Origin of the sequence: Roseibacillus persicicus (assembly GCF_014651675.1) — a bacterium.
Taxonomy (GTDB): Bacteria; Verrucomicrobiota; Verrucomicrobiia; order Verrucomicrobiales; family Akkermansiaceae; genus Roseibacillus; species Roseibacillus persicicus.
Genome location: NZ_BMXI01000024.1, coordinates 13,176 through 31,965, shown reverse-complemented (window position 1 = coordinate 31,965; position 18,790 = coordinate 13,176). Strand labels below are relative to the sequence as shown.

The window sequence follows — 18,790 nt, the reverse complement described above, 5'->3', positions numbered from 1 at the left end:
CCGACGCGAGAAGGGGCGCTACGAGATTTCTAGTAGTTCCCGGCGCGGCGGGGAGGCGAGTGTGGATTTCTGATTGGATTGACTTTCGGATGAGATTCGACAGGGTTCAGGAGGAATGAACAAAGCTCTCCTATACCCGCTGGCGGCGGGACTGGCTCTCACCTCCTGCGTCGTCGAACCAATGCCGGGAAGAAGCAGTCCGCTTCCGCCGCCAAGTGACAATTCACTTCCGCCTGTTCCGAACATTGCCCCGACCGTCGAGTGGGCTCCGGTCAACCTGGCGGGCGGGGGGCAGCAGATCAATATTGCGGTCAATGGTCGGGATTATTTCCTGAAGCAAGGGGAGAGCTTTGAACCCCAGGCCAAGACCGAGTTTGCCGGACTCGGGGTGCCTGCCGATGCGGTTCTTGCTGCTCTTTACTGGGACGAGAACGCGGAAGAAGAGAGTGGCAGCAAGGCCTACGCCATCGTGGAAGGGCAGAATGTGGTGGTTTACACTGGCTACATCGCGCCTGGCGAAATGAACAATGTGGATTGGAAGCGCTTCAAGAGCATTCCGTTCTAATGGCTATTCGGAGGTGGCAGTTGCTTCCCCGGACTCCTCCTCTTTCTTTTCGGCGGGAGCGTTTGCATTGAGCTTGCTAAGGACGATTTCGGTAAGGTCCGTGCCGTCGCGCAGATAGATAATGGGGGAGACTTGGCTGGAGGTCTTGCCGCCGCGCTCGAGAATCAGGTCGTAGCCTTCAGACTTGCCGATGGCGCTAATTTCGGCGCGGACTTCGGCTTGGATATCCTCGATGGTTTCGACCAGTTCGGTGGTCGCTTTTCTTTTCTCTTCGGTGAGAAACTGTTCCATTTCTTCCATCAGGGCAGGGTATTCGATGGAGATGGAATTGAATTCTTCAGCGGCCGTTTCGCGGGTGGCCTCCTTTTGGGTTTTGTCTCGAACGGTGTCGGCCAGCTCCTTCAGTTTGGCGTCCATCTCTTGCACTGCGAGGACTCTTGGAGATGACTTCAGCGCTTCGATTCGGTCTTGCACATCTTTCTCCACCATCGCCTTGCGGTAGTAGTTGGTGAGGATGACGTCCATGTTGACATAGGCGATCTTGGGCTTGGCCGTAGCTGCCAAAGTGCCTAGGAAAAGAAGGAGGATGGCGAGAGCTTTCACAAGGGTGCTAGGCTGTGGTGGCCGTTGGCCAGTGTCCAGCATGTGCTTTGTCAAAGAGGGCACCCGAAGTGCCCTCCTCCTGATTTCTTTCCCTTAGTAACTCCGTCCCCAGAGTGCTCGTCTGGTGGTGGGATTGCCTGTCAGGATACAGGGAGCTTCGGAGGCTACTTCCTCGCTGATGGGGATGCAACGGATGGCAATTTTGTGCTTCTTGGACAGCTCCTCCTCCTGTTCGCGGGATCCATCCCAAGGGGTGAGCAGCCAACCGGGAAAATCGGAGCTGGACCAGTGGCTTTCGAAACTCGCCAAATCGGTGCACTCGCTGGTGCCTTCCTCGCGGAGAGTCCTGGCTCGCTGGAGCAGGCTCTGGTGGACGGCGTCGAGGTGGCTCTGGACTTCGCGAAGAAACTCTTCCCGGTCGAGGAAAGACTTGTCGCGAATTCCCTGGTCGCGGCGCTGGAGACAGACTTTGTGGGACTCGAGGTCGCGGGGGCCGATCTCGATGCGAAGGGGGACGCCCTTCTTGACCCATTCCCATTTTTTCTGGCCGCCTCCGATTTCGCGATCGTCGACGTGGACGCGCAAATTTTGACCGTGGAAGGTCTGGGAGGTGAGGGTTTGGGCCAAAGCGTGGCAGGCATCGATGATGGCCTGACGTGATTCTTCTTTGGGAGTGACTGGGATGATGACGATTTGCTTGGGGGCAACCTGAGGAGGCAGGACGAGCCCGTCATCGTCGGAGTGAGCCATGATCAAGGTGCCGATCAGACGGGTGGAAACTCCCCAGGAGGTGGTGTGCGCGAACTGCTTTTTGTTCTCGCGATCAACGAAGCTGATGTCTTGCGCAGAAGAGAAGTTCTGGCCCATGTAGTGGGAGGTGCCGGCTTGGATTGCTTTCTTGTCCTGGACCATGGCCTCGACAGTCAGCGTCATCTCCGCACCAGGGAAGCGTTCTGCCTCGGTCTTTTCTCCCATCACCACGGGGATGGCGAGAACGTCGCGCAGGAAGTCGGAATAGAGTTGGTGGATGGTGGTGGTCTCCGCAACGGCCTCGGTGGCGGTTTCGTGGGCGGTGTGGCCTTCCTGCCAGAGGAATTCAGCAGTGCGTAGGAAGAGGCGTGGGCGCATTTCCCAACGCATCACGTTGGCCCACTGGTTGATGAGGAGAGGGAGATCGCGGTAGCTTTCGACCCAACGGGCAAAGGCGGCTCCGATGATGGTCTCCGAGGTGGGGCGGATGACGTAGGGTTCCGCCAATTTTCCAGAGGGAATCATCTTGGTTTTGCCAGTCTCGGGATCCTTTTGGGCCTCCAGACGATGGTGGGTGACCACGGCGCATTCGGTCGCAAAGCCCTCGGCGTGCTCCGCTTCCTTTTCGAGGTAGGCGAGAGGGATGAGAAGGGGGAAATAGGCGTTCTCGTGGCCGGTGGCCTTGAAGCGGGCATCGAGGTCCTTTTGGATGAGCTCCCAGATTCCGTAGCCCCATGGCTTGATGACCATGCAACCACGGGTTTCAGAGTTCTCGGCCATGTCGGCGGCCTTGATTACTTGTTGATACCATTCGGGAAAATCTTCGCTTCGGGTGGGCGTGATTGCAGTTTTGTCAGCCATGTTGTTGAGGGTGCGTTAGGGTGTTTTGAGGGAAAAGGCAATAGATTGCGAGGGCCATTAGCGGACCCAAGAGCCGTTGACCTTGGGCAGCTTACCCTCGGTGAGGGAGGTGTAGTCGGTCTTGCCCTTGGCTCCGATCAGGGTCACGCCAGTGGCGTTCTTCCAATAGGCGGACATCGACTCGCCCGTGTGGCAGCCATAGGATTGGCAGAGGGCGTTGCGGCTAAAAATGGTCGCTCGCAGGCGGCCCAACTCCGTTTCGTGGATCCACGACTTGCAGGAGGCCATGATCTCGTTGCTGTAGTCCAGGAGGAAGCAGTGTTTGTTCGAGTGGCCAAAGAAATCGAAATTGGTCACCGAGCCCTTGGGGAAGGAATTCATGGTGCGGAAAAAATCGTTGCTGTTCTGGAGCCAAACCAATTTGGCTTTTCGCTTGGAGGCTTGTTCGGCAATCCAGGTTGTATAGGGGTCGCCATCTTCCCGTCCCCGGGTGACGTAGCCTGGCTTGTATACCATCCAGACAATCTGGGTCGTGGTGCCATAGGCCTTTTGCAACTCGTCCATGCGCATGGTCGATGCCCGCACAAAGTTGGCCCACCAACGGTCATGCTGGTCGGGAGGGACGCGGAGGTCCTCCCAACTGCGGAGGGCCGGCCCGCCACAGAGAATGACGTGGACCTGTTGGGCGGTCACACTCAGCTGCGTGAGGAGAGAAAGTAGGAAAATCGAGAGGAGAGTCTTCATGAGGAGATCTTAGCCAAGTCTAGTCTTCTAACCAAGCGGCAAGTGTGACTCTGGCTGGAGAGTTTATGCTGGTTGAAAATGGATGATGCCGCCCCGAACCAAGGTCCGAACGACTGGTGGCATGAGCTGCCGTTGAAACTGGCGATCTGAATCAGTCTGGTTGCCAATAAGACCGGGAGGCCTTGAGGCTAAGCTGGCTTTTGCGCGCCATAGGCGAAACCGATGGTGGCGGTCTCCAGGGGCTCGGTGGAATGATCGGAGAGCGACTCGAGAACGGCCTGGACCCGGGTGCGGCCCTTGGGCGGATTTTGCATGGCTTCCAGTGCAGCCATGAATGCCGGGTGGCGGAAGTCGGGGTCGCCCTCCATCCGGTCCAGTCGATCCAGGAAGGAAGCGATGTCGATGAGCTTCGCGCGGGAGTCCATAAAGTAGAGATCCTGTATTTCCGTCTTGGTCATGCCATAACAGTTGAAGAGATTCTGGCGAGAATCAAGGAGAAGGTTCCGGGCTGCCAGAAAGGGCGCTCAGCGAGCCTGGAGCTTATCGATTGCAGCCTTTAGAACGGGATCGGTCCACTTTTCGAGCTCTTCCAGGGTTTCCGGTGTAGCTGACTTGCGGGTCTTGAAGCGTTCGAAGTTGCTCAGGTCTTCATCGGAGATCTCCACCGCAATATCGGGTTCGACCCCCACCTCGTGAGGAGTGCGGCCGGAGGGAGTGTGATAGGTCGCGAAGGTCAGGCGAAGAGCTGTTCCTCCCTCGCGGGCCTCGATATTCTGGACCGAGCCCTTTCCGAAGGAGGTCTCGCCGATGAGGGTGGCTCGCTGGAGATCTTGCAGGGCTCCGCCTACCAGCTCGGAAGCGCTGGCAGAATTCCGGTCCAGCAATACGACGAGGGGATACTCACGCTTTACCCTTTGCCGTTCGGCGGTTTTGAGCGGTGGGATTTGGGCCTTGGGCGAACGACCTTGCGTGGTGACGACCTCGGTATTGGGGGGGAGAAAAAGTCCCAGCAGATCGACCGCGACGTTGAGAAGACCGCCTCCGTTTCCGCGTAAATCCAGAATGAGAGCGGTCATTCCCTTGTCCTCCAGGTCGTCCAAGGCCGCTTCCAGCTCGCGGGCGGCAGTAGCACTGAATTCAGTCAGCCGGGCATAACCAACTTTAGGGGCTCCGTATTGTTCGAGTAGGAAGGCGTCTGGCAGAGCCGCCTGCTTGACTACGGCGTGCAGGAGTTCGGCGGTAATCTCGCGGCGAGCCGTCTTGCGGTAGACGGTGAGAGTGAGGCTGGCTCCGGGTTGGCCCGCGAGTGCGGCTTTGGCTGCAGGCAGATCGAGGGCGCTCAGGTCTTTCGCTTGGCTTTTCAGCAAGACATCGCCTTCCCGCAGTCCGGCTCGCTGGGCAGTGGAATGTTCGCGAACATTGGCGAGGTAGACTTGTCCGTCGCGTTGGGCCAAGGTGAGTCCCAGGCTGGGGATAGCGAACTGTTCTTCAATCGCGGGGCCTTCGAAATCCATGTGTTGAACGGTCTCGGGATGGTAGAAGGCGGAGAAGGTGTCGAGCGATCCCACCATGCCCTCCAAGGCGCGATTGATGAGGCGCTCATACGTCACCTTGTCGGCATCGGGGTGATTGGCTCGGACTTCCTCCAGAATCTTGATGAATCGTTCCACGTGCTGATAGCCGTCATCCTGGTCGGGGAGAGGAGAGACTTCATCTTGTCCGAAGAGCGATAGGCTCAGCAGAAGAGAGGCGACGAGAGAGTGGAAACGCATGGAAGAAATCTTTGCGAGAAGAGCTTCCGAGTCCAGAATTCTCGGCGGGATTGGCTGGACTGATGAAGCGGGGTTTTCGGGCGGAAAAAGGGGACGCTGACCCTGTTTTGGAGGTTTTGATTGTCAAAAAAGGCTCTTGATTTCGAGGTAAGTGTCTATTTTTAAGTGGGTTTTGAGGAATGTGATTTGCGGTGAAAATCGAAGCGAGAAGTTGGCAGAGCCGAGCTGGCGGTGTAGCCTTGGAGCTGTCGAAAGGCTTCTTTGGATGGCTTTTGGCGAAACAGGAACGATTTTGGAATTCTTCGATAAAATCAAAAGAGAGCGTCTCGCTCGTCGCGGTTTGTCCTCGGGCAAGAAGCGGCGCACGCAAGAAGACCGCCATGTGACCGAGTCGCTCGAGAGTAGTCTGGGAGTGCGTTTGGGTCTCTATGCATTGTTGGCCATTTTTGCCGGCTGGCTGGTGACTACTGTGCCCGGTGGTTCGTTCGAGGGTCACATCGTCGCGGGATGGACGGTGACGCTAGTGATTCTGGCCGCTGCGATTCTCATCTTTCACTTCAACTATCCCCAGACCTCCAGCCGGGCGAGTAAGACCTTTCTCGTGATCGGAGGGCTCTTGGGTGAGCTGTTTCTCCTCCGTGGAGTGATGGCGATGAGCCCTGAGAATGGCATTCTGATCATGCCCGTGGCGCTCATCCCGATTTTTCATTCGGTCCTGGTGGGGCAGCGGGTGGGAACCTTCTCCGCGATCTTCACGGCCATTCTGGGTGCGCTTTTGATGGAGCCCGGGGAGGCAATGCGCTTTCTGGCCTATGCCTTGGTAGCGAGTTACACTGGGGTGCTGGTGACGCGGCGCGTAAAGAAGCGTGGTCGTCTCCTGCGAGCGGGTTTCTATGTGGGTATCGTCAGCATGTTGCTGGGCATTCTCTTCGGCGAAATCAATGCCTCCGGTTTGTGGGGGGGACCCGAGCAATGCCGGGCTTGTCTCGTTCAGTTGGGGGTCGCTTTCGGCACTGGATTGCTCACCGGGATGGCGGTCAGTGCGGTGCTTCCGATTCTGGAAGGCGTCTTTCTGCTCACTACTGAGATCAGTTGGCTGGAGATGAGCGACCTGAATCACAAGTTGCTCAAGCGAATGCAGCTCGAGGCTCCCGGGACTTTCCATCACAGTCTGATGGTGGCCCAGTTGGCGGAAGCTGCGGCTGATGCAGTGGGGGCGAACTCCTCCATGTGTCGGGTCTGCGCCTACTTCCACGACATCGGTAAGCTCAAAAAGCCCCAATACTTTGTCGAAAACCAGGTGGAGGGAAATCCTCATGATGACCTCACACCCACCATGAGCGCGCTGGTCATTATTGCCCACGTGAAGGACGGCGTCGACATGGCCATCAAAGAAAAGCTCGCTCCCGAGATCATCGATGTGATTCAGGAGCATCATGGTGATTCGCTAGTCTATTACTTCTATCGCAAGGCGCAGGAGCAGGCGAGTGAGCAGCAGAACAAGAACAAGGAGGGCCACCCCAGCGACGAGGATGTTGTGGAGGTGGACCGCAAGAATTTCAGTTATCCCGGCCCAGTTCCCCAGACCCGTGAAAGCGCGATCATCTCGTTGGCTGATGCGGTGGAAAGTGCTTCCCGAAGCTTGGAAAAACCCAATCCGACTAAGATTCGGACTTTGGTGGATGAGATTGTCTTGAGCCGAATCAAGGATGGTCAGTTGGATGACTGCGGCCTGACTCTCAACGACGTGAAGGTCATTCGGGAGGTCTTCTCCAAGACCCTGCGCAGCATGCTCCACACTCGCATTGCCTATCCCGAGGAAAAGAAGAAGGCCAAGAAATCAGCCCAAAAGAGCAAGGACGAGGCGAAGAACGTCGTTCCGGTGGAGGAGCTGGAACGTCAGCGCAAAGCGGGAGGAAAGTAATGGCGAGGCCTACGGTAGAACTCTTCGTCCACTGTCAGGGCGGACTGAGCGGAGAAGATCTGGAGTGGCTTGAACACCAGGTTGAGCCCGCGCTGTTAGAGGTGCTCGCCAGCTATCCCGGCAGCGAGTTGGAGCAGCTTGACGAGCTGGAGTTGTCGCTGGTGGACGATGCCACCTTGGCCGAAATCCATGGCGACTTTCTCGACGACCCTACTGTCACCGATGTGATTACTTTTCCGCATGGGGAGATTCTCGTCAGTGTCGAGATTGCGGCTCGCCGGGCTGAGGAATTCGGCAAAGGCGAGCGCGGGGAGACCTTTCTCTATCTCATCCACGGCATGCTTCATCTCGCCGGTCTGGATGACCGGACCGAGGAAGATGCGGCGGTGATGGCGAAAGAGCAGGAGCGAATTTGGGCGAAGTTGACCGCATAGAGCTTCCGGGTCTCAGGGATGGACCGCGGGGCCTTGCGCGCGCTCCTATTTTGTGGTGGGAAGCCATTGCTTGATGACCGCTCCATCAGAGGTCTGCAGGCTGAGTTTGCGAAGGGTTACCTGACCTTTGCGGCTGCCTGGATCAATCCGCAAAGAGGTGAGGGGGTTGTCGCTGGAGAAGGGAATTTCGAAGGGGATGAAAACTTCTCCTTGGGGAAAGGCATACTCCACCTTGTGCTCGGGACCGAAGCGAGGATTTTTGGCGGTGGCCCAGTGGATGCTACCGGGGCCCGCGTTGGAGCGTATTTCACCTTTCAGGATTAGGTCGCCCTTCAGTCCTTTCGGGAGGCGGTTGGTCGAAAGGAAAGGATCCTTTCCGGTGGAAGTGATTTCAATGGAATCCTTCCCATGGACCATTCGGGTGTCTTTGGACAGTTGCCAATGCGAGTCACCGCGGTAGTTCGGATTTGGAATCGGGACGAGAGCTTCGGTCTCAGCAAGATGTTCGGTGATGAGCTGATTGAGTTCTCGTGCCAATTCCGGTTTTTGCTCCGCCAGGTTGTTCGTCTCGCCAATGTCGTCGCGAAGGTTGTAGAGCTCGAAGCGATCGCTCTGGTCTTCATTGTCGGCATAGAAGCGGAAGAGTTTCCAGTCGCCCCGGCGCACCCAAGTGTTGGGAAGGTTGAATGTGGCCTTCACGTAGTGAGGGAAGTGACAAAAGAGGGTTTCGCGTTCGAGTGCTTCTCCTTGGAGGACTGGGAGAATGCTGACGCCATCGATCGCCTGTTCGGCCGGTGCCGGGATGTCTAACAAGTCGAGAAGGGTGGGGTACCAGTCGATGGTGGAGACCAGGGACTGCTCATCGATCGCGGGCTTGAATTTGCCCGGCCAAGAGACGATCAAAGGCACCCGGCAACCCCCTTCGTAGGCATTCCCCTTGCCGCTCCGCAGGGGGGCATTGTTGGTCGGAGGCGTGCCTTCGACGCTGTTGTACATGTTGCCACCATTGTCGGAGGTGAAGATGATTAGAGTGTTTTCCCGGAGGTCGAGTTCTTCCAGCTTGGCAACCAGGCGAGCGATGTTGGTGTCCATGATCTCGATCATTCCGCCCATCGTGGGGCAGTCCTGTTTCTCGCGGGGATCGACCTTCGCCTTGTATTTGTCGAGAAAGGTCTGGGTGGTTTGGAAGGGGGCGTGGACATCGTAGTACCACATGTTCAGGAGGAAAGGGCCGTCCTTGTGGTTATCGATAAAGTCTAGCGCGCTATCGGTAATGGCGGTGGCGATAGGGGTTCCTTTGGGGTGCGCGGGAATGGTGTCGATATTCCACGGTGCGAAGAATCCCCCCGGAGGCGGAGGGCCGGGATGATGACGGCCGCCCACGACCAGGTCGAAGCCTTGTTCCTCCGGCAGGTAGGGCTTGTGTCCAAGATGCCATTTGCCCATGAAGGCGGTGGCGTATCCTGCTTGGTCCCGAAGAATTTCCGCGTAGGTGAGATAGTCATTGGGGAAGCGTGTTCGGGTTGCGGGGGTAGCGGCCTTTTGGTGAGGGGCGGCGCTCTTCGGAACCTGAGGATCGAGCACGACCTTGGGGAGGTGGCAGGCGGGAGTGGTGAGCCGAATTCGGCCAGGATACTGACCCGTCAGTAACGAGGCGCGCGTGGGAGAGCAGAGGGGGCTGGCCGAGTAAGCCTCGGTAAACCGAATCCCTTTTTGTGCCAAAGCGTCAATGGCCGGGGTCTCGTAATACTTCGAGCCATAAACTGCTGTGTCCATCCAGCCCAAGTCATCTGCGACGATAAAGACGATGTTTGGACGAGGTGCACCCGATGCGAGACTGATGCCGGCCAGGCTGACCAACAGGGATTTTAAAAGATTCGGAGCGTTCATTCAGCAACATATTCTGTCGAGAAGAAACGTTTCTTTCAGAAAGTTTGAAAAGGCCCGGGGTTGTTTGCTCGAGCATCGTACTAGCGGACCTTCAGGACCCCTTGCATGACCTGCCAGTGACCGGGGTAGGTGCAGATGTAGGGATAGTCGCCGGGTTCCTTGGGTGCGCGGAAGTGCAGCACGTGCTGCTTGCCGGGGTCTACGATGGGGACGTAGGCCACCACCTCGGGGAGGTCGGGGACGTAGTGTTTTTCGCCGGCTTTGGGATCGTTCAGCATTTTGAAGGATGCTTCGCCAACCAGCTTGGTGGCCCCGGGTTTCACGATCACAAGGTTGTGTTCCATCACGTCGGTATTGCGCAGGTGCAGCGCCAGGGGTTCGCCAGCTTTGGCTTCCAGCACAGTTCGCTCATAGACCAAGCCTCCGATTGCATTCACGACCAATTTGCGCTCGCCCTCGACCAATTTGCCGCTTTGGTTGCCCTGTTTCTTGGCGCGTGCGATGCGGAGCACCGCGGGGGTCGCAGGGCTTTCGACCTTGGCCAAACCGCTGGCCTCGAAGGGCTCCGAGGGAAAGAGGGGGGAGGGAAAGAGGTCGGTCCGAAAGCTCTTACCTGCAGCGGTAGCGAGGTGCATGCGAATGTGAAGCTGCATCACGGGGAGAAGCTCCGGCATTTCGATGAAGAGGGACTTGCCACCGTCGAGTAGTTTGACACTTCGAATCGCGACTGGGTCATGGCCGAGCGAGTCGGGAACCTTTGCCGAGAACTCCGGAGAGCCATAGCGCTTGGCGTATTCGTAGTTCCAACCTTGGGCAAAGAAGTTCTCGGGTTGGGAGGCAGTGGCAGGGTCCAGTGCGATGGGGAAGTCGACTCGGATTCCGTTGCGATGAACGCGAAAGCCATTGGGCTTGTGGGATTCTCCTCCTGTGTAGCGGACCCGGTGGAAGCAGCCATCCTGGGTGGAGTAGTCGCCCCATCCATCGAGACCGACGAGGTAAAGTTGTCCGTCCTGGGGATGAAATTGGCCACGCATGGAGCCTGCGAGAAACTCGCCTTCCAGAGGAACGACTGCGCCTTGTGGACGGCTACCCGTCGGGTCGCGGAGGATGAGGTAGTGTAGGCCTGAGCCGTAGCTCAGCCCGAGGTGTGCACCTTGGTAGGGGCCCCACTTGTCACTGGTGATTTCCACCATTCCGCCGGTCGAGTTTTCGATTCCACGTGGGATGTAGCAGAGCGGGGGAGAGATTTTGGAGGTCGCGTCTGTCCTGGAGGGGAGGCCGTAGAACTCCTTGTCACGCACTTCGATGATGGAGGATGCCGGGGTCCACGTTCCTTCCTGAGGAGCGACCCAGAAGTAGTCGTCGGAACCACCGATGCCCATGCAATTGCGGACCCCGCTGCCTTGCACCACCGTCTTGCGATCGGGGCCGGTGCGCAAGATGCTTTCCCGTTGGGTAAAGTGGAAGCTGCCATCCGCGGTGCGATGCAGTCCGAAGGTGTGCGAGTGACTGTTCTGATAGCCACCGAAGTCGTTGGCATAGTTCTCATAGAAGTCGACCTCGCCGTCTTGGTTCTCGTCATGGAGGCGATAGATCTGTCCGCGATCGAGCACGAAGATTCCATCGTCATCGATGTGGATACCGATGGGTTGGTTGAAGCCGGTGGCGAAGCGGGACCAGGTGACTTTTTCCAAGTTCTTGTCCAGTCCCGAGACCTTCCAAATATCGCCTGGCAAAGTCGCGATGAGGGCTTCGCCATTGGGTAAAAAGCCGATGCTGGTGAGCTGCATCACTGTTCGGTAGGGATTGTCGAAAGGGATGCCGATGGTGTCGACTGCATAGGGAGAGGTCGCGGGTGCCTCGCCCTTCGTGCCCGAGGTGGTGAGGATTTCGGTCCAGCGCTTTGTTTGCTCCCGCTCTTGGGCAAAGTGCTCCAGGGCGGCCTCGTCGCTGGGTTCGCTTTTCCCGAAGGTGGTGCCCACGATGACGCTGGCCTGCGCATGGGCGGTGACCAGCTCGAGTTTGCCGCCATCCTGCAGCGTCGCCGAGAGCCCTTGCTGGCTCACGATGCGATTGGTGAGGTTTTCTCCCTTGGGCAAACCGATCGAAACGGTGGCATCGGCCTCCGTGATCTCGATTCGACGGTAGAACGTGTTGCCAACGGCCCAGGGCTCGTCGCCGACTGTGGTTCCGTTTTTTTCGTAGAGAAAGACCACCCGCTTACCGTAGCGACGGAAGCCAAGATAACGCGAATCGGCGGGGGAAGGAGCTTTCTCTTCGAGAAAGAGCGAGGTCCCTTGCAGCGCGGCATTGCGCGAGGTGCCCCAGCGGAAACCGTCGAAGTGGACGAAACCGTCTTTCCAAATCGCGCGATAGCGGAGGGTAAGTGGATCGAAGGCTGCCGAGAGCTCGCGCTGCTCTCCGAGTTGCAGCAAAACGGGCTTGAGGAGCGAAAAGTCCCCCGCGCGAAAGACGTGGGTGAAGGTTTCCCCCAACTCGCCTTCATTCCAACGCAGGTCGCGATACTGGTTCTGGTTGAACTTTCCCCAGTGACCAAAGTTTCCTCCATCGAGACCGGGATAGGCGGGCAGCACCTCCGGCATTTCATCGGGGTGGGCCATGTAGTAGTCGGCCTGCCTTTGGTAGAAGTCATAGAGTCGAAATTTGTTCACCGGCTGCGAAGCCAAAGCGTAGCCTTCCCGACCTCCGGAGGTGGCCGCGTAGGGGTGTAGGTCGGGGTTCGCCAAATTGGGCTCGGCGGATAGCGGGGCAATGGCGCAAAGAACGCTGAGCGAGAGGGTGGTTGAAAGCGGCTTCGAGGTAAACATGGTGCGACAAGTAGTTCACTAACTCGTCGCGGAGTAGCACTATTTCACAAAGCTGCCCGAAATAGACTGAAATATGGTCTTTGGCCTCAAATGCCCATCCGCCCGAGGGCGTAGGCGATTCGGCGGAGGAGGCCTTCTGCCTTGGGATGTTGCACCGCGAAGTTGGTGGCGGTTTCCTCGATTTGGGAAATTACCTTTTCGGGAACAGTCTCCTCCTCATTTCCTTCATCGAGCAGATCCTCGATCCGCTTTTCCAAGAGGCTGAGCTCCTCCCGGGTGGCGTCATCGATTTCGCCGAGGTTCTGGAGGTCGGTACGGAGTTGGGTGATTTCCTGCTGGAGGTTGTCGCTGCTCATTGTTTGCCGATTATCCGCGAGAGAGTTGGCAATGCCAAGAACTGAAAGCGCAGTTTGAGCACTTGATTCTGTCGTCATCTGGAAAGCGGTCGATTCGGGAAAGACCTTGCATCTGGCGGCATCCCTTGGCATGGCGGACTTTCCGCAGGGGGCGGATAGATGCTGTTGTGAACAAAAAGTCGATTAAAGAAGAGTGGTTCTCCAATGTGCGGGCCGATATCCTGGCAGGTCTGGTCGTCGCTCTCGCGCTGATTCCCGAGGCGATTGCGTTTTCCATTTTGGCAGGAGTCGATCCCAAGGTTGGTCTCTACGCATCCTTCATCATTGCGGTCATCATTTCCTTTGTCGGTGGCCGGCCAGCCATGATTTCCGCTGCCACTGGAGCGATGGCTTTGCTGATGAAGCATTTGGTTGAGGACCATGGGGTGCAGTATCTCTTCGCGGCTACGATTCTGACCGGGGTGATTCAATTCGCGCTGAGTTACTTCAAGATTGGAGGCCTGATGCGCTTCGTCTCCAAGGCGGTAATGACGGGGTTCGTCAACGCGCTGGCCATTGTGATTTTCCTCGCGCAGCTGCCCGAGCTCGGGATTGGAGGAGGTTTCAGTGTGACGGGAGTGACCTGGGTGCTTCTGTTTGTCGGGCTGGCGATTATCTATCTCCTGCCTCTCCTGACCAAGGCGGTGCCATCACCCCTGATCTGCATCATTGTGGTGACCATCATTGCCCAGCTGATGAAGCTTGATGTCCGCACCGTGGGTGACCTCGGCAAGCTTCCCGATGCGCTCCCAATCTTTGCGTTGCCGGAAGTTCCCTTTGCCTTGGCGACTCTGAAGATCATTTTGCCGGTAGCGCTGAGTCTGGTGGCGGTCGGTTTGCTCGAGTCCTTCATGACCGCGCAGATCGTCGATGACCTGACCGACACGCCTTCCGACAAGGACCGTGAGGCCCGGGGGCAGGGCATCGCCAACTTCGTGACTGGCTTCTTTGGAGGGATGGCCGGTTGTGCGATGATTGGACAATCGGTGATCAACGTGAAATCCGGCGGGCGAACCCGTCTCTCGACTTTCCTGGCAGGGTTCGTCTTGATTATTTTGTGTATTGTTCTCGGAAAATGGGTGGCGCTGATTCCCATGCCAGCTCTGGTGGCAGTGATGATTATGGTCTCTATTGGAACTTTCAACTGGGGGTCCTTCAAGAACCTCCTGGTGCACCCGCCGACTACGAGCATCGTGATGTTGGCGACGGTTGCGGTTGTAATTTGGAAGCACAACCTCGCCCTTGGAGTGGGAGTCGGGGTCTTGCTCAGTGCGATTTTCTTTGCGCGCAAAGTCGCCCAGCTCATCGCGGTCAGCAGTGAGCTGGATGAGAGTGGAGAGTGTCGGACCTATCGGGTCTCGGGGCAGCTCTTCTTTGCCTCGGCAGATAGTTTTGTGGAGTTTTTCGACTTCAAGGAGGTTCTTTCCAAGGTTGTGATCGACGTGTCTGACTCCCACTTCTGGGACCTCACTTCGGTGGGCGCGCTGGACAAAGTGGTCTTCAAGTTCCGTCGCGAAGGAGCCGAGGTGGAGGTGCTGGGGCTCAATGAGGCCAGTGCAACCATCGTAGGCAAGCTCGGCACCCACGATAAAGAAGGAGCTACCGGCGAACCCGGAGGTCATTGATTCCCTTTTCCCAAAAAACACGTTAAGCTTTCCGATTATGAAACCGATCCTCGCCTGCACCGACGGCTCTCTCTACGCCCCCAGTCTCTATCAGCACGCCGCGTGGGCTGCGAAACGCGATGATTCCCTGGTCCGTGTCCTGCACGTTCTCGAGCGCGATGAGTCGACCCGAGGGCGCGACTTGACCGGGAGCTTGGGCTTTGATGCCGGGGCGGAACTGATGGAGGAATTGGTGCAGCTCGATGAGGCCCATGCGCGGGTTGCCCGTCTGCGGGGGAAAGCGGTGTTGGAGGACGCTCGCAAGCAGTTGACCGAGCTGGGAGTCAGTTCGGTGGAAGCTCTCCAGCGCCACGGATCACTCGTGGACACGGTGGAAGAGTTCGAAGACGATGCTGAGTTGGTCATCCTCGGGAAGCGCGGAGAACATGCTGATTTTGCCAAGGGTCATCTCGGGAGCAATCTGGAGCGGGTGGTGCGATCGGCGAAGGTTCCCGTTCTGGTAGCTGCTCGTGCCTTTCAACCCATCGAGTCCTTTCTCATCGCCTTCGACGGGGGAGCGAGCGCGCTGAAGGCGGTGCACTACGCCGCCTCCAATCCGCTACTGAAAGGGCTGAAGTGTCACCTCGTCGCGGTCGGAAAGCCTGACAGCGATTTGGCCCGCGAATTGGATGGCGCTGCCACTGGTTTGGCTGGCGCGGGTTACGATGTCTCCGCTGAGCTTCTGCAAGGCGACCCCGAAGAGGTGATCACCCGCGAGGTCGAAGCACGTGGGGTGGATCTGCTGGTGATGGGGTCCTACGGGCACTCCAAGATTCGTCGTCTTTTCATTGGTAGCACCACGACTGCCCTCGTGCGTGACTGTCATATTCCGGTTTTACTCTTCCGCTAGACAGAGTTCCCGGGCAGGGCTCGGCAACTGACGGAAAGAGCTCAGACTGACCAATTTGGAAGACTCTCTTGCTAGATGGGCTTCCATCTGTTCGTTTTGTCAGACCATGAAGTTTAATTTCTGCGCGATCGTGGCGCTGTCGACCTGTTCTCTTTCGGGGGAAGCACTTTGGAATGGCAAGGATCTGGCGGGGTGGACCTGCCAGCCCAAGGAGCTTTCTCAAAGCCACTGGTCAGTGAGTGATGAGGGAATAGTCGGCGACAATCAGGATAAAAAGGGTTCCATCCTGTGGACCGACCGTGAGTTCGGCAACTTTGAGCTCAACCTCGACTATCGAACCTCTTCTCCTGACTACGATTCGGGAATCTTTGTGCGTGGCGAGTCCCATCAAGTTCAGATTGGAATCTCCCGCTCACTCAAAGTCGACCTGACCGGCTGTATCTACGCGCCCAAGGATGGCAAAGGAAGCTATCCGGCCAAGTCCGACAAGGTTGCCAAGGTGCACAAACTGGGGGAGTGGAACCACCTTCGCATCGTGGTGGAGGGAAAACGTATCCAGACCTTCCTCAACGGTGAGTCCTTCGTCGACTATGTCGGCGAGACCATTCCAGAAAAAGGTCCCATCGGACTGCAAGTCCACGCGGGCGTGCATCAGAAGATGGTCTTTCGCAATCTGGAGATCACCGAGTTGGTCGCGGCCAAACCGGCGGAAGCGAGTAAGCCGAACGTGGTCATCATCTACGGGGACGACGTGGGCTACGCGGACCTGGGATGTTATGGCGCCGAAAAGATCCCGACACCCAATCTGGACAAGCTGGCTGCGGAAGGCGTTCGTTTCACCGACGCGCACTGTGCGGCCGCGACCTGCACCCCGTCTCGGTATTCTCTCCTGACTGGTGAGATGGCCTTTCGCAAAGAAGGAACCGGTATTCTCGCAGGAAATGCCAAGATGGCGATCGCTCCCGAGCAGTTCACTCTGGCGGACACCTTTCAAGCCGGTGGATATCACACGGGAGTGATTGGAAAGTGGCACCTCGGCCTGGGCGATGGAAAGACTCCGATTGATTTCAATGGAGAGGTGAAGCCTGGTCCATTGGAGATCGGTTTCGACTACTGCTTCATGTTGCCCTCGACCAATGATCGTGTTCCGTGTGTCTATTTGGAGAATCATCACATCGTCAATCTGGACCCCGAGGACCCCATCACGGTGTCATATGGAAAGAGGATTCCCGATGATGTGCCTGGGACAAAGTATCCTGACGGACGCGACAATCCCGAGGCGATGACCTACTACATGAACAGTCACGGTCACAACCAGACTGTGATCAACGGCATTGGACGGATCGGGATGATGAAGGGTGGAAAGTCCGCGCTCTGGGATGATGAAACGATGGCGGATGTCTTGGTGGAAAAGACTGGCGAGTTCATTGCCCGCAATAAGGAGAAGCCCTTCTTCCTCTTCTTCTGCTCGCAGGATATCCACGTGCCCCGCACTCCCCACCCGCGCTTCCGTGGCAAAAGCGATCTGAGCTATCGGGGTGATGCCATGGTGCAGTTGGACTGGACGACCGGAGCGATCATGGAGGCTTTGGAAGAGAACGGAATCGCCGACAATACCATCGTGATTTTCAGTAGCGACAATGGTCCCGTTTATGACGACGGCTATCAGGACGGCACCACGGTGAAGACTTCTTCCGAAGAAGTGGATCGCGGTCACGATGGTTCAGGGCCCTATCGAGGGGGCAAGTATCAGATCTACGAGGGCGGCACCCGGGTTCCTCTCATCATTCGCTGGCCGCAGGGAATTGAGCCGGGGGTTTCCGATGCGCTCGTGACCCAGGTTGATTTCCTCAAGTCCTTTGCCAACCATCTGGAGGTGGAGGTTCCCGCTGATGCAGCGCGCGATAGCCGTGATTATCTGGACGCTTTCCTCGGCAAGGATGAGCAGGGGGCGGAGGTGATCCTGGAGCAAGCCAAGTCGGTTGCGATTCGCCAGGGGCCCTGGAAATTTTTCACCGGAGAAGCCGTTCAGTTTCGTCCCAAGGGCCAAAAGGCCAACCCGAAGGAAAAGACCGATGAAGGTCAGCTCTTCAACGTTGAGAAAGACCTGATGGAGCAAAATGATCTGACCGAAGCCGAATCGGAAAAAGCAGCCGAGCTTCGGGCGCTGCTGAAGAAATATCGACAGAGCGGCTTGGCCGAATAGTGGCGGATTCTCCCTGGAATCAACGAGCTCTTACCGTAATTACCTGACTCGACTTGGATGCTGGCTTGGAAAGGAATTCCGAGTCGGGAATCTGGGTTGGTCAGGTGATTTTTTTTTGCCAAAGGCCTGAGACCAATCAGCGCGAAGAAGCCTGCTCGGTCGGATTCCCTGAACGGAAAAGGTCGAGGTCAGGCCGACCTTAGAGAGGCTTTGCCTGCAACGGGTCGCGGCCCAATTCGGAGGCGAGCTGATTGAAGCCGTCGACTTCGTCCTGGGTGAAAAGCAGGGCGTCTGCCTCGTCGGAACGATGGCGGAATTCGGCCTCCATCTGACCGGGAATGTTGGCATCCGGATTTCCCCGGAGGATGTCGGCGAGCACGTGCTTGAGGTTGTCCAGCTGGTTGCGACCCATCCCGAAGTTGTCTGAGGAGAGGGCTTCGGGATGAATCACTTGGAAGTAGAACGTCGCGGTGTTTTTCTCGCGGGCGTTCTCAGTCAAGCGCCCCCGCAGGCTGGGCAGTGAGCCTCCGATGAAGGCCGCCAGAATCTCATTGATGAGAGAAAGCCCGTAGCCCTTGTGCGTGCCGAATGGGAGAAGGGCGTGAACCCGGTGAGGGTCGGTGGTGACTTCGCCGCTCGCATCGATGGCGGAATCGGCGGGAAGTTCTTTGCCCGAGCTGCGGCAGGCCTCCACCCGATACATATCGATGTTCGAGGTGATCCAATCGACTAGCAGAGGAAAGCCCAAGGCTGGAGAAGTGGGGAAAGCCCAAGAATGCGGGTTGGTGCCCAAGGTGGGCCGATTGCCTCCCAGGGGAGCGACCTCGGCCAGGGGAGAGGTCGCATGGGTGTAGGCGATGAAGCCACGTTCGGCAGCAGCCATCACGTAGCCGGCGCCCCAGAGATAGGGGGAGGCGTTGTCGACCGCGATTTGGGCGATGCCATACTCGTTGGCCAATTCAATCGCCCGGTCGATTGCGCGATAGGCAACCGCAGGGCCGAACTTCTTGTTCGCGTTCCATGTCTCGGAGGCGGGAAAGCGGGAAGGGACGACGGTGACTTCCGCCCCCGGGACGCAGCCGCCGGTCTTCGAGCCAAAGTAGTGATCGTTGTAGAGCGCCCGCAAGGCGATATGGGGTCGCACCCCATGGCGAGCGGCTTCGGCGCACAGGTAAACACCGGGGGCGACTTCATCAGCCTTGAAGCCGCGCTTCAAAAAGGCGGTGGCGACCAGCGCGTCGTGGTCTTTGCGGGGGACTGCTAGAAAGTCAGACATGGTTACTTACCACTAGGTAAAGCCCTGA

The 18,790-nt window shown here is 57.6% G+C and carries 15 protein-coding genes; 6 read left to right on the top strand and 9 right to left on the bottom strand.

Going from position 1 to position 18,790, the window contains the following annotated elements:
• The first annotated feature begins 115 nt into the window (after positions 1–115).
• A complete protein-coding gene (locus IE099_RS20005) occupies positions 116–565 on the top strand; it encodes a hypothetical protein (RefSeq protein WP_189574407.1) in 450 nt (149 codons plus the stop codon).
• A gap of 3 nt (positions 566–568) precedes the next feature.
• On the opposite strand, the gene IE099_RS20000 is transcribed toward IE099_RS20005, so the two are convergent.
• From IE099_RS20000 to IE099_RS19980, 5 genes are all read right to left on the bottom strand, one after another.
• A complete protein-coding gene (locus IE099_RS20000) occupies positions 569–1,168 on the bottom strand; it encodes an OmpH/Skp family outer membrane protein (RefSeq protein WP_189574406.1) in 600 nt (199 codons plus the stop codon).
• A 93-nt stretch (positions 1,169–1,261) separates the two neighbouring features.
• Positions 1,262–2,779 (bottom strand): proline--tRNA ligase, encoded by a 1,518-nt coding sequence (gene proS / locus IE099_RS19995; RefSeq protein WP_189574404.1) that lies wholly within the window; start codon positions 2,777–2,779, stop codon positions 1,262–1,264.
• A gap of 57 nt (positions 2,780–2,836) precedes the next feature.
• The gene (locus tag IE099_RS19990) at positions 2,837–3,523 is read right to left on the bottom strand and encodes a hypothetical protein (protein WP_189574401.1); all 687 of its coding nucleotides are present in this window, start codon (positions 3,521–3,523) and stop codon (positions 2,837–2,839) included.
• Between the two features lie 188 nt (positions 3,524–3,711).
• The gene (locus tag IE099_RS19985; protein ID WP_189574399.1) at positions 3,712–3,981 is read right to left on the bottom strand and encodes a hypothetical protein; all 270 of its coding nucleotides are present in this window, start codon (positions 3,979–3,981) and stop codon (positions 3,712–3,714) included.
• Between the two features lie 66 nt (positions 3,982–4,047).
• Positions 4,048–5,295: a S41 family peptidase gene (locus IE099_RS19980; protein WP_189574396.1), complete on the bottom strand. Its 1,248-nt coding sequence runs from the start codon at positions 5,293–5,295 to the stop codon at positions 4,048–4,050.
• Positions 5,296–5,560: 265 nt separating this feature from the next.
• Here IE099_RS19980 and IE099_RS19975 point away from each other — a divergent pair, with 265 nt between their 5' ends.
• Both IE099_RS19975 and ybeY read left to right on the top strand, forming a co-directional pair.
• Positions 5,561–7,219 carry an HDIG domain-containing metalloprotein gene (locus tag IE099_RS19975; protein WP_189574393.1) on the top strand — a complete coding sequence of 553 codons (1,659 nt, stop codon included), beginning with the start codon at positions 5,561–5,563 and terminating at the stop codon, positions 7,217–7,219.
• Entirely contained in the window at positions 7,219–7,653 is a 435-nt protein-coding gene (gene ybeY / locus IE099_RS19970) for an rRNA maturation RNase YbeY (protein ID WP_189574390.1), read from the top strand. Before IE099_RS19975 ends, ybeY begins: the two co-directional genes overlap by 1 nt.
• 45 nt (positions 7,654–7,698) lie before the next feature.
• Here ybeY and IE099_RS19965 read toward each other — a convergent pair whose 3' ends face one another.
• The 3 genes from IE099_RS19965 to IE099_RS19955 form a co-directional block, all read right to left on the bottom strand.
• The gene (locus IE099_RS19965; RefSeq protein ID WP_189574374.1) at positions 7,699–9,543 is read right to left on the bottom strand and encodes a sulfatase; all 1,845 of its coding nucleotides are present in this window, start codon (positions 9,541–9,543) and stop codon (positions 7,699–7,701) included.
• Positions 9,544–9,623: 80 nt separating this feature from the next.
• The gene (locus IE099_RS19960; RefSeq protein ID WP_189574372.1) at positions 9,624–12,371 is read right to left on the bottom strand and encodes a plastocyanin/azurin family copper-binding protein; all 2,748 of its coding nucleotides are present in this window, start codon (positions 12,369–12,371) and stop codon (positions 9,624–9,626) included.
• Between the two features lie 86 nt (positions 12,372–12,457).
• Entirely contained in the window at positions 12,458–12,727 is a 270-nt protein-coding gene (locus IE099_RS19955; RefSeq protein ID WP_189574370.1) for a DUF4404 family protein, read from the bottom strand.
• A 167-nt stretch (positions 12,728–12,894) separates the two neighbouring features.
• Between IE099_RS19955 and IE099_RS19950 the strand changes: the two genes are divergently transcribed.
• The 3 genes from IE099_RS19950 (at position 12,895) to IE099_RS19940 (ending at position 17,486) form a co-directional block, all read left to right on the top strand.
• Positions 12,895–14,391, top strand: coding sequence for a SulP family inorganic anion transporter (locus IE099_RS19950; protein ID WP_189574368.1), 1,497 nt, complete (start codon positions 12,895–12,897; stop codon positions 14,389–14,391).
• A 37-nt stretch (positions 14,392–14,428) separates the two neighbouring features.
• Positions 14,429–15,280: a universal stress protein gene (locus tag IE099_RS19945; protein ID WP_189574366.1), complete on the top strand. Its 852-nt coding sequence runs from the start codon at positions 14,429–14,431 to the stop codon at positions 15,278–15,280.
• Between the two features lie 106 nt (positions 15,281–15,386).
• A complete protein-coding gene (locus IE099_RS19940) occupies positions 15,387–17,486 on the top strand; it encodes a sulfatase-like hydrolase/transferase (protein WP_189574364.1) in 2,100 nt (699 codons plus the stop codon).
• A gap of 199 nt (positions 17,487–17,685) precedes the next feature.
• On the opposite strand, the gene IE099_RS19935 is transcribed toward IE099_RS19940, so the two are convergent.
• Positions 17,686–18,762 (bottom strand): Ldh family oxidoreductase, encoded by a 1,077-nt coding sequence (locus tag IE099_RS19935; RefSeq protein ID WP_189574361.1) that lies wholly within the window; start codon positions 18,760–18,762, stop codon positions 17,686–17,688.
• Between the last annotated feature and the right edge of the window lie 28 nt (positions 18,763–18,790).